The following is a 12,406-nucleotide window of genomic DNA, read 5'->3' as shown; positions in this document are numbered from 1 at the left end:
GGTTGATGTGGATCTCGACGCGGTGGCGTACACGGTGTTCACGTCGGGTTCGACGGGGCGGCCGAAGGGTGTGCAGGTTTCGCATCGGGGTCTGGCCAATCATGTGGACTGGGCGGTGCGGGAGTTGGTGGGTTCGGCTCCGGGTGGTGCGCCGGTGTTTTCTTCGGTGGCGTTCGATTTGGTGGTGCCGAATGTGTGGGCGCCGTTGGCCTCGGGTCGGCGGGTGTGGTTGTGGGACGGTGAGTTGACGGAGCTGGGTGCGGGCTTGGTGGAGTCGGGTCCGTTCTCGTTCATGAAGCTCACCCCGGGTCATCTGGAGGTTTTGTCGGGCCAGTTGTCGGATGAGGAGGTTCGTTCACTCACCTCTCGTGTGGTGGTGGCGGGTGAGGCTTTGCCGGGTGCTCTGGTGGAGCGTTGGCGGGTGTTGCTGGGTGTGGGCCGTGTGGTGAATGAGTACGGTCCGACGGAGGCGACGGTGGGGACGTGTGTGTTCCCGTTGGTGGAGGCGCATGAGGGTGTGGTGCCGATTGGTCGTCCGTTGCCGAACATGGTGATGCGGGTGCTGGATGCGGGGTTGCGGCCGGTGCCGGTGGGTGCGGTGGGGGAGTTGTTTGTCGGTGGCACGGGTGTGGCGCGGGGTTACGCGTTTCGCCCGGGTGTGACCGCTGAGCGTTTCGTGCCGGACCCCTATGGGCCGGCTGGTGCGCGGTTGTATCGCACGGGTGACCTGGTGCGGTGGCGCGCTGATGGTGCGGTGGAGTTCCTGGGGCGTATGGACGACCAGGTCAAGGTGCGGGGTTACCGTATCGAGCTGGGTGAGATCCGTGCGGCGTTGATCGCTCATCCGCAGGTCGCGGACGCCACGGTGGTGGTGTCGGAGGACCAGCGGCTCATCGCCTATGTCGTGGGCAGTGGTGCGGGGTTGGCCGAGCGGCTTGGTGAGTCGTTGCCTGCGTACATGGTGCCGTCGGTGTTCGTCGAGCTCGACGCGATCCCGCTGACCGCCAACGGCAAGACCGACCGCCGCGCCCTTCCCGACCCCGAGGGCACAGCCGGGGACGCGTTCATCGCCCCGGCCACCCCCGCCGAGGAGCGCATCGCCGCCATCTGGCGCGAACTGCTGGGCAAGGAAGCGAGCACGCAGGACAGCTTCTTCGACCTGGGCGGCCACTCGATCCTCGCGGTCCGGCTGGTCTCGCGGCTGCAGAACGAGTTCGACCTCGACCTGCCGATGCGCGTCGCCTTCGAGAGCCCGACGATCGCGCAGCTCGCCGTCGAGATCGAGGACCGGATCCGGGCCGAGATCGACGCCGTGCTCACCGAGTCCCACTGACCCCCCGCGACACGAAGGGCGTGCCCATGCGACACCTCATCTCCATCAGCGACCTGAGCGACGACGACCTGCGGGCCATGGTCGAGCGCGGAGCGGAATTCGCGGCCGGGGCCAGGACGAAGTCCCTGGAGGACGCGATCGTCGGGATCTATTTCCGGCGTACGTCCACCCGCACCCGTACCGCCTTCACCAGCGGCGCGCTGCGGCTCGGCGCGAAGGCCGTGACCTTCGGCCCCGACGACCTGCAACTCAAGACGGGGGAGACCACGGAGGACACCGGCAGGGTGCTCTCCGGGATGCTGGACATGCTGGTCGCCCGAACCGCGGACGCCACCGACGAGATGCGCACCTGGGCGGCCGCCGGCGAGATGTCGGTCGTCAACGCGATGAGCGCCGAGGAGCACCCCACGCAGGGGCTGACCGACCTCACCACCCTGCAGCACCACTTCGGCCGCGTGGAGGGCCTGCGCGTCCTGTACGTCGGCGAGGGCAACAACAGCGCCGCCGCTCTCGCCCTGGCCCTGTCCCGCTTTCCCGGGGTCGAACTGGAGCTGCGGACCCCGCCCGGTTACGGCGTGGCGCCGGGGATTCTCGCCACCGCCGTCGAACAGGCGGCGCGCAGCGGCGCGAAGGTGTCGGAGCAGCACGACATGGCCGCCCCGCCCTCCGGCCTGGACGTCGTCTACACCACGCGTTGGCAGACCACCGGGACCAGTAAACCGACCGCCGACTGGCGGGAGGTCTTCGCACCGTTCCAGGTCACCGGTGAACTGTGGGACGAGAGCCCCGACGCGGTCTTCCTGCACGACCTCCCCGCACATCGCGGCCAGGAGGTCACCGCCGAGGTGCTGGACGGGCCGGCGAGCATCGCCTTCACCCAGGCCACGCACAAGCTGCACAGCGCGATGGCTGTCCTGGAATGGTGCTGGGCCGACCGTCGATGAGAAGAAAGGGGGGAGACGGAGCCGGGCGGAGAAGCAAGCAGGCGCTGCCGAGCCTGCGCAGCTACCGCGACTTCCGGCTGCTGTGGACCGGATCGGCGATGTCCGTCATGGCGGAGCGCTGCTCCGGCATGGCGTTCACGCTGCTCGTGCTGTGGCACACCGGTTCGGAAAGCGCGGCCGGTCTTGTCGGCTTCGCGGGGCTGCTGCCGGCCCTGCTGGTCCAGCTGCCGGCCGGAGTCATGGTGGACCGTCTGAACCGGCGGCGGGTGATGATGACGTGCGTCGTGGTGCGGATGGTGGCGGTCGCCACCGTGGCCGTGTCGCTCGTGGGCGACAGTGTCTGGGTCTGGCACATCGCGACGGTGGCCTTCATCCAGAGCAGCATGACCGTCTTCTACCAGCTGTCCGAGCGGGCCATGGTCCGCGGTGTCGTGCCGGCCGAGCAGCTGGGGGCCGCGATGGCGACGAACGAGGCCCGGTCCAGGGGGGTCAACTTCGTCGGACATCCGGTCAGCGGCGCCATGTTCGGCCTCTCGGCCTGGATACCGTTCATGTCCAGCGTCGGTCTGTACCTGCTCTCCCTGATCACGCTCCTGAGGCTGCGCGGCACCCAGGAGCCGCCGGTACGACGGGGCGGTGGCAAGCGCCGCACGATGCGTTCCGACATCGCGGCCGGGCTGCGCTGGGTGTGGGATCGAGCCTATTTCCGTACGGCGCTGCTGATCATCGCCGTCAGCAACCTGGTCTTCCAGGGGCTCATCCTCACCGTGGCCGTCGTGGTCAGGGAGGACGGAGGCGCCGCGGGCACGATTGGGCTGATCATGGCATGCGGCGGCCTGGGCGGGCTGCTCGGGGCGCTGGCCGGTGGCTGGCTGAACAAGCGGCTGGCGATGCGCCAGATCATGATCCTCGCGCACGCGTCCTGGGCGCTCGTCATGCCGGCAGCGGTATTTTTCAGACAACCGGTGGCACTTGGCGTTCTCTTCTTCATAACGTCGCATATAGGAGCCGCTGTTACTGTCTCCGGCATGTCCTACCAGGTGCGCATCACCCCCAACAACATGCAGGGGCGGGTCGGCAGTGTCGTCATGCTCCTTGTGTCGGGGGCGAGTTCACTCGGTGCGCTCGGGACCGGGTATCTGCTGGAGGCGATCGGCACCCGGCAGACGCTGATGGTCGTGTCGGGCGTGATGGCCGTGCTCGCTGTCGTGGCCGCCGTGGTCTTCACGCGGCGGGGTGCGGCGCTCGAGGACCGGCAGGACAGCGAACCGCCCGTACGGCCCGAACCGGTCGCCGTAGCGGACGGCTCGACGGCCGATCCCCTCACCACCCTGGAATTGCGGAGAATCGATGGATGACGCAGTGCGGCTCGAGTCGCTGACCAAGACCTACGGATCCGGGGACAGCACCGTGACCGCGCTGCGCGGGATAGGTCTGTCCTTTCCCCGCGGCAGCTTCACGGCCATCATGGGCCCGTCGGGGTCCGGCAAGTCGACTCTCCTGCAGTGTGCCGCCGGGCTCGACCGGCCCACGTCGGGGCGGGTGTTCCTCGACGGCAAGGACATCGTCGGCCTGAACGAGACGCAGCTCACCGAACTGCGCCGCGCCACCACGGGGTTCATCTTCCAGGCGTTCAACCTGCTGCCGTCGCTCACCGCCGAGCAGAACGTGGCGCTCCCGATGCGCCTGGCCGGCCAGAAGCCCCGGCGCGGGGACGTACAGCAGGCCCTCGCCCAGGTGGGGCTGGAGAAGAAGGCCGGCAGCCGGCCGGGCCAGCTCTCCGGCGGCCAGCAGCAGCGCGTCGCCATCGCCCGCGCGCTGGTGGTCCGCCCGGCCGTGCTCTTCGCCGACGAGCCCACCGGCGCCCTCGACCTCACCACGGGCCGGGAACTGCTGGACACGCTGCGCCGGCTCGCGGGCGGCCCCGCCGCGCCGGGGCACGAGGACCGGGTCACCACCACGATCGTGATGGTCACGCACGACCCGAACGTGGCCGCGTACGCGGACCGCGTGGTGTTCCTCGCCGACGGCAGCCTGGTCGGCGAACTGCGTTCGCCCACCGCCGAGGCGGTCGCCGCGCGGATGACGGACCTGGCGGTGTCCACGTGATCAGGGTGGCCTTCCAGACCCTGCGGGCACGCTGGGTGTCGTTCCTCGGCACCGTCGTGGCCCTGGTGCTCGGGGTCGCGCAGGTCGCGGCCATGGGCGTACTCATGACGACCATGCTGGACCTGCCCGACCGGCCGGTGGAACGCTTCGCCCAGGCCCCGGCCGTGGTGCAGGCGTCGGACCCGGACTGGGACCCGGCCCATCACGACCTGGGCGTACGGTCCCTGCCGGCGGCCCAGGGCATCTCGGCCGCCCTGCGCGAGAAGGTCGCCGCCACCGGCGAGACGGTGGTCGACCGCGCCTTCTACGCCCAGCTCGAAGGCGGCCCGAAGGACCAGATCGGCCACCCCTGGCCGGTGGCCCGGTTCGGCGGCTACCGGCTCACCGACGGCGAGGAGCCCTCGGCGGCCGAGGAGATCGTGGTCCCCTCCGACCAGGCCGCCACGGGCGACAAGGTGACGGTGCTGACCGCCTCCGGCGTCGAGCGGTACACCGTGAGCGGCACGGTCGCCCCGGTCGGCTGGGAGGACGCGGTCTTCTTCACCGACGAGGAGGCCGCCCGCCTCTCCCCGCGCGTCGAGTCCCTGGTGGCGCTCGGCCCGGTGGCAGAGGTGCGCGCGGCCGTCGGCGACAGCGCCGCGGTGCTCACCGGCCAGGACCGTCACAAGGCGGACGCCAGCGAGGCGAGCGACCGCGAGACGCTGGACAACACCATCACGCTCGTTCCGGTGATGGCCAGTGTGGCGGGCACGACCGCGATCTTCGTGGTGGCCTCCACCTTCGCGTTCGCGGTGATCCAGCGCCGCCGCGAGGTCGCCCTGCTCCGCACCGTCGGCGCCACGCCGAAACAGGTGCGCAAGATGGTGCGCAACGAGGCACTGCTCGTCGGCATCGTGGCCTCGGCGCTGGGCACGGCACTCGGCCTGTTCGGCGCGCAACTGCTCGCCGACATGCTCATCGCGATGGACATCTCGCCCGAGTGGTTCACCGTCGAACCGTCCCTGCACTGGACCGTCCTGGCGCCGCTCGCCGCCGCCTTCCTGACCGGACTCCTGGTGGCCGTCGGCGGCGCGGTCGCCGCCGCCCGGCGGGCCGGTGCGATCCGCCCCGTCGAGGCACTGCGCGAGGCGTCGGCCGACGACACCGGGGTGACGCCCGGCCGGGCCCTGCTCGGCGTCGCCGCCCTGGTGGGCGGCGTCGGATGGACTGCGTGGATCGCCGTCGCCGACCCGACGAGCGTCCTGTCGCCCACGACGTACGTCATGTCGCTGATGGTGCCGGTACTGGCGGCCGCGGTGCTCGCGCCGCTCGTCGTCGGACCGCTCACCAAGCTGCTCATGCTGCCCTTCCGGGGCGCCTCGGGCCCCACCGCCATGCTGGTGCGGGAGAGCGCGCTGACCTCGCGGCGGCGTACCGCGGCCACGGCGGCGCCCGTACTCCTCACCGTCGGGCTCGCCTTCTCGCTGCTCGCCGCCACCGACTCGCTCGGGGCGGCACGGGACCACGGGCTGCGCAACCAGGTCGCTTCGCCGTACGTGCTCGCGCCCGACGGCACTCCGGGCATCAGCCCGCAGGTGGTCGAGCGCGTGGCGCGGATCGACGGCGTACACGTCGCCGCCCCCATCCTCACCACCGTCTACACGAAGGACGAGAACCGGTACGACGAGAACGACGGGCTCGTGGTCGACCCCGCCGCGCTCAGGAAGACGATGGACCTGAAGATCGTCGACGGTTCCCTGGACGATCTCGACGAGAACAGCACGGCCGTGGCCGACCTGTGGGGCATGGACGTCGGCTCGAAGCTCGCCGTCCGCATGCCCGACGGCGAGAGCGTCGAGCTGCGCATCGCGGCGACGTACAAGGCCCTGCGCGGTGAGGACGTGGCCTACCTGCCGCAGCGGTTCGCCGCGTCGGCGGCCTACGCCCGCGACGGCCTCGCCCGGCGTGCCTACGTCACACTGGACGCCGGCGCCGACCGGGCCGCCGTCACCGCCGAGATCCGCAAGGCGGTGGCCGGCAGCGGAGCGGCCTTCATGACCCGGGACCAGCTGATCGCCTCCGAGAGCGCGTACGCCCGCCATCTGACCGAGGTGCGGCAGCGCTCCACCGCGGTGATCATCATGGTGTTCTGTTTCATCGCGATCCTCAACACCCTGCTCATGGCCACGGCCGACCGGCGCCGCGACCTGGCGGTGCTGCGGATGGCCGGGGCGACGCCGAAACAGGTCCTGCGCTTCTTCGTCGCCGAGTCCCTGCTGGTCTCCGCCATCGGAGTGGCGCTGGCCCTCGCGGCCACGGCCGTCAACCTGGCCGGACTGTGGAGCGCGCTGCTGCAACTGTTCGGCACGACACCGATCGTCGTGCCGTACACGGTCGTCGCCGTCGCCGTCGTGTCCACCCTGCTGGCGGTGATCGGCACGGTGCTGCCGGTCGGCGCGGCGCTGCGGGCGCGGGTCGTCCAGTTCGCCGGCTCCCGCGAGTAGCCCGGGCGCCGTCCCACCCCGTACCACCCAGACCCACGCGGTCCGGTCCCGCCTCCCCCGACGGGACCGGGCCGCGTGCTGCGTTGTGGGGCGCGTGTGTCCAGTGATGCGTCCAGTAGAGGGCCGGTATAGGCGGGCGTTCGAAGCTGAGTGCGTATCCGACCACCGAAGGGAAACCGACATGCCTGACGAGCAGACCGACAACCGCGTCTACCGGGTCGTACTCAACGACGAGGAGCAGTACTCCATCTGGGACGCGGACCGGGAGCTGCCGGCCGGCTGGCACGCCGAGGGCACCGAGGGCGCCCGGCAGGTCTGCCTGGACCGGATCGAAGAGGTCTGGACGGACATGCGGCCGGCGAGCCTGCGCCGCCGCATGGACAAGGCCGGCGCCTGAGCGACGCGGCCGCCGGCCCGGCCGGCGGCACCACGCAGGACACCCAGTGAGACGTATCAGAACGAACGAAGGTCGGGAGGGGCGCTCAGCATGAGTACTGGCGAAGTTCGCACGGACGGGCAGGCCGAGGAGAGGCGCGAGGAACTGGTGCGCGCCCGGCTCGCCGGAGGCCGTAGCGGCCGGCGTACCGCGGTGGCGGCGGTCGACCGGGGCGGACCGCTGGCGCTCTCCCACGGTCAGCAGCAGATGTGGTTCCTGAGCCGCCTCGACCCGGACAGCTGGGAGTACAGCGTCCCGGTCGGACTCCGGCTGCACGGCCCGCTGGACACCGAGGTGCTGCGCCGCAGCTTCGGGGAACTGGTGAAGCGGCACGAGATCCTGCGCACCCGGTACCGCCTCGAAGGCGCCGAGCCGGTCCAGCTGATCGACCCTCCCGCCCCCTTCGTCCTTCCGGTCGACGACGTCTCGGACACACAGGACCCCGCGGAACGCGAACGGCGCGCCCTCACGCTGGCCGAGGCCGAGCCCGGCCGCCCCTTCGACCTGGAGAACGGCTCGCCGCTGCGGGCCCGGCTGATCCGGGTCTCAGCAGACGACCACCTGCTGGTCGTCGTCTTCCACCACGTCGCCTGCGACGAGTGGTCCGTCGGCCTCTTCATGTCCGAACTCTCCGAGGTGTACGGGGCGTTCTGCGAGGACCGGCCGTCCCCGCTCGCGCCGATGGCCGTGCAGTACGCCGACTACGCCGCCTGGCAGCACACCCGCCTCGCCGGCGACGACCTGACCAGGCAGCGCGACCACTGGCGGGAGCGGCTGGCGGGCCTCACCCCCCTCGAAGTCCCCACCGACCGCCGCCGCCCCGCCTCCCGCAGCTACGCCGGCGACGCCGTGCCCGTCGAGATACCCGGGCCGGTGGCGCGGCGGCTGCGCGCCCTCGGCTCCGCCCACGGGGCGACCCCGTTCCAAAGTCTGCTCGCCGCCTACCAGGCGCTGCTCTCCCGTTACACGGGGCGCGACGACATCGCGGTCGGCACCGTCGTCTCGGGCCGCGGCCGGCCCGAGCTGGAACAGCTCATCGGCTACGGCGTCAACACCCTCGTCCTGCGCGGACGCTGGCAGGGCGACCCGACGTTCCGGCAACTGCTCACCGGAGCCCGCGAGACCGTCCTGGACGCCTTCGACCACCAGGAGTACCCGTTCGCGAAGATCGCGGACGAGCTGGTGCCGGTACGGGACCTGTCCCGTACGCCCCTGTGCCAGGTCGCCTTCACCATGCACCAGGAACGCACCCGCGACTTCCGCCTCCCCGGCGTCGAGGCGCGGACCCTGAGCGCGGCCTCCCGGGTCTCGCGCTTCGACCTGACCCTCCAGCTGAGCGAGTCGGCGGACGGATCGGTCAAGGGCGCACTGGAGTACAGCACCGCCCTGTACGACCGCTCCACCGTCGAGCGCATGGCCCGGCACTTCGTCCGCCTCGTCGAGTCCGCCGTCACCGACCCGGACCTGCGGCTCTCCCGCCTCGACATGCTGGACGCGTCGGACCTCGCCGTCCTGCTCCCCGCACAGCGCTCCTTCGAGGCCCCCGACCGCTGCGTCCACGAACTCGTCGAGGACCGGGCCGCCGAGACCCCCGACGCGATCGCCGTCGTCTGCGGCGACCGGCGGCTGAGCTACGCCGAGCTCAACACCCGGGCCAACCGGCTCGCCCACCACCTGCGGGCCCACGGCGCGGGCCCCGGCACACTCGTCGGCGTAAGCCTGGACCGGGACCTCGACCTGGTGCCGGCCCTGCTCGGCGTGCTCAAGTCGGGGGCCGGCTACCTTCCTCTGGACCCGGAACACCCGGCCGACCGCATCGGCTACACGCTGAAGGACGCAGGCGCCCGCATCGTCGTCACCTCCACGGCGCACGCGGCGCACCTGGCCGGCGTCGCCGAGGGCCTGCTCGTGGTGCTGGACGACGAGGCGGACGCGGCGGCCCTGGCCGCCGCCCCGGACGGCAACCCCGCCTCCGGTGCGGTCCCCGAGGACCTGATCTACACGATCTACACCTCCGGCTCCACCGGCCGCCCCAAGGGCGTCGGCCTCAGCCACACGAACGTCCTGCGCCTGCTGACCGCGACCGAGGAGCACCTGGGCTTCACGGAGAACGACGTGTGGCCGCTCTTCCACTCGTACGCCTTCGACATGTCGGTCTGGGAGATCTGGGGCGCCCTCGCCTACGGCAGCCGGCTCGTCGTCGTCCCGCCGGACGTGGCCCGCTCGCCCGAGGACTTCCTGCGCCTGCTCACCGAACAGGGGGTGACACTCCTCAACCAGACCCCGTCCGCCTTCCGCGGCCTGGTCGCCCTCGCCGCCGACGGGAACCCGCTGATCGACGAACTCGCCGTCCGAGCGGTGGCGTTCGGCGGCGAGCGTCTGGACATCCCGGCCCTCAAGCCCTGGGTCGACCGCCGCGGTCTCGAACGGACCGCGCTGATCAACCTGTACGGCATCACCGAGACCTGCGTCCACACCACGTACCACGAGCTCACCGAGGCCGACCTGGAGTCCGACACCGGGAACGCCGTCGGCGCCCCGCTGCGCGACCTCCAGGTCCATTTGTTCGGCCCGCACGGTGAGCTGGTCCCGGTCGGAGTGCCCGGCGAGATCCACGTCGGCGGCCCCGGCGTCGCCCGGATGTACCTCAACCGCCCGGCCCTGACCGCCGAACGCTTCGTGCCCGACCCGTACGGGAAGCCGGGCGCCCGGCTGTACCGCAGCGGCGACCTCGCGAGCAGACGGCCCGACGGCAGCCTGGACTACCTGGGCCGCATCGACCACCAGGTGAAGATCCGCGGCCACCGGATCGAACTGGGCGAGATCAAGGCCGCGCTGACCACCCACCCGCGCGTACGGGACGCCGTCGTCGTGGCCCGGGAGGACACCCCCGGCGACCGCCGGCTCGTCGCCTACGTCGTACCCACCGGCGACGCCGTGGCGGCGCCCAGCGAACTGCGGACCCTGCTGGCCCGTACGCTCCCCGACTACATGATCCCGACGGCCTTCCTGGTCGTCGGGAAGATCCCCCTGACCGTCAACGGGAAGCTGGACCAGGCCGCCCTCCCCGCCCCCGACCGCGGCGCCCTCGGCGTCGAGACCGTCCACGTCGCGCCGCGCACCGCGGCCGAGGAGCAGATGGTCGCCGTCTGGCGCGAGGTGCTCGGCGTCGAGCAGGTCGGCGTCGAGGACAACTTCTTCGACCTCGGCGGCGACTCGCTGCGCGCTGTCGCCCTCGTCGGCGCGCTGCGCGACGGCGAGTACGACGTGACGGTCCGCGACGTGTTCGAGCACCGGACCCCCGCCGAACTCGTCGCGTTCGCCACCGGGCGCCCCGCTCCCGCCAAGGCTGAACCGGCCGTCGAGCCCTTCGCGCTGCTCGCCCCCGAAGACCTCGACCGGCTCCCGGCGGGACTCGTGGACGCCTACCCGCTGGCGCAGGTGCAGCTCGGCATGGTCGTCGAGATGCTCGCCGACGACGGCCGCAACCACTACCACAACTCGACCTGCTTCAGGATGCTCGACGACCGGCCGTTCGACGGCGAGGTGCTCCAGCGGACCGTGGACACCGTGCTCGCCCGGCACGAGGTCCTGCGCACCTCCTTCGCCATCGAGGGCTACTCGGTACCGCTGCAACTCGTCCACGCCGCGTCCGACGTCACCTCGCCGGTCGCCGTACGAGACCTGCGCGGTCTCGACGGCGACGCCGTCGAGAGGTCGCTGCGGGCGTTCATGGCCGAGGAGCGCTCACGCCTCTTCGACCTCACCCGGGCCCCGCTCATCCGCTTCACCGGGCACGCCTGCGACGACGGCGCCTGGTGGCTCACCCTGACCGAGTGCCACGCCGTGCTCGAAGGCTGGAGCCACCACTCGCTGCTGATGGAGGTGGCCACCACCTACCGCGCGCTGCGCGACGGCCGCCCGGTCGAGGAGCCCGAACCCGCCGCCGTGCGGTACGCCGACTTCATCGCCGCGGAACTGGTCTCCCTCGCCGGGGAAGAGGACCGCGACTACTGGCGGACGGTTTTGAAGGACAATGCCCCGTTCGAGCTGCCCGCCGGCTGGGGCGACGACCCGGAGCAGACGCCGCGCGGCCTGCTGCGCGCCTGGGTTCCGTACCACGACCTGGAGGCCGGGCTGCGGACGCTGGCCAGCAGGGCGAAGGTGCCGATCAAGAGTGTCCTGCACGCGGCGCACCTGAAGGTCATGAGCCAGCTGACGCCGGAGGAGACCTTCTGCACCGGCCTCGTGACCAACGCCCGGCCGGAGGCCGTGGGCGCCGAGCGGGTGTACGGGGTCTACCTCAACCCGCTGCCCTTCGCCTTCACCCGGGGAGCCGGAACCTGGCACGACCTGGTGCGCCAGGTGTTCGACCAGGAGATCGAGGTCTGGCCGCACCGGCGGTACCCGCTGGGCGTGATGCAGCGCGAACTGAGCGCCGGCGAACGCCTGGTGAACGTCCGCTTCAGCTACCAGAACTTCCGACAGGTCGACCAGGACCTGGTCGACTACCCCGCCACGCTCGACGACAGCCCGACTGAGTTCCCCCTGGGCGTCTCCACCCGCGCCGGCTTCATGGTGATCACCGCCAACCGTCACTTCGTCGGCCGGGAGGGTGTCGACCGTTTGGCGTCGATGTACCGGTCGGTGTTGGAGTCGATGGCCGGGGATGTGGAGGGTGATGCGCGGGAGGTGTTTCTGCCGGGTGGTGAGCGTGAGCGGGTGCTGACTGGTTGGAACGATTCGGGTGTGGTGGTGCCGGAGGTGTCGGTGCCGGAGTTGGTGGGTCGGTGGGTGGTGGAGTCGCCGGGTGCGGTGGCTGTGGAGTGTGGTGGTGAGCGGTTGTCGTTCGTGGAGTTGGATGTGCGGGCGAATCGGTTGGCTCATCGTTTGCGTGGGTTGGGTGTGGGGCCTGAGGTGTCGGTGGCGGTGTTGCTGGATCGGTCGGTTGATCTGGTGGTGGCGTTGTTGGCGGTGTGGCGTGCTGGTGGTGGGTTTGTGCCGATGGATCCGGTGTTGCCGGCGGGTCGGGTGGCGGGGATGGTGGCTGATGCGCGGGTGTCGGTCGCGGTGACGTCGTCGGTGTACGCGGATCGGTTCG

7 protein-coding genes are annotated in these 12,406 nt (G+C 71.2%); all 7 read left to right on the top strand.

Annotation, left to right across the window (positions count from 1 at the left end):
- A partial coding sequence (locus AC07FK_RS33660; RefSeq protein WP_479108709.1) for a non-ribosomal peptide synthetase occupies positions 1-1,333 on the top strand: 1,333 nt, incomplete at its 5' end.
- Between the two features lie 26 nt (positions 1,334-1,359).
- A complete protein-coding gene (locus AC07FK_RS33655) occupies positions 1,360-2,277 on the top strand; it encodes an ornithine carbamoyltransferase (protein ID WP_479108708.1) in 918 nt (305 codons plus the stop codon).
- Positions 2,274-3,635: an MFS transporter gene (locus AC07FK_RS33650; RefSeq protein ID WP_479108707.1), complete on the top strand. Its 1,362-nt coding sequence runs from the start codon at positions 2,274-2,276 to the stop codon at positions 3,633-3,635. The genes AC07FK_RS33655 and AC07FK_RS33650 overlap by 4 nt, the downstream gene beginning before the upstream one ends.
- Positions 3,628-4,386: an ABC transporter ATP-binding protein gene (locus AC07FK_RS33645; RefSeq protein WP_479108706.1), complete on the top strand. Its 759-nt coding sequence runs from the start codon at positions 3,628-3,630 to the stop codon at positions 4,384-4,386. Before AC07FK_RS33650 ends, AC07FK_RS33645 begins: the two co-directional genes overlap by 8 nt.
- Positions 4,383-6,869, top strand: coding sequence for an ABC transporter permease (locus AC07FK_RS33640; RefSeq protein WP_479108705.1), 2,487 nt, complete (start codon positions 4,383-4,385; stop codon positions 6,867-6,869). Before AC07FK_RS33645 ends, AC07FK_RS33640 begins: the two co-directional genes overlap by 4 nt.
- A gap of 181 nt (positions 6,870-7,050) precedes the next feature.
- On the top strand, positions 7,051-7,266 hold the full coding sequence (locus tag AC07FK_RS33635) for an MbtH family protein (protein ID WP_453407122.1): 216 nt from the start codon (positions 7,051-7,053) through the stop codon (positions 7,264-7,266).
- A 90-nt stretch (positions 7,267-7,356) separates the two neighbouring features.
- Positions 7,357-12,406: amino acid adenylation domain-containing protein (locus AC07FK_RS33630; protein ID WP_479108704.1), on the top strand; the 5,050-nt coding region annotated here is incomplete at its 3' end.

Source organism: Streptomyces sp. NPDC046122 (assembly GCF_056429965.1).
Note: the sequence above shows the minus strand (reverse complement) of the source record. Positions and strands in the feature narration are given on the sequence as shown.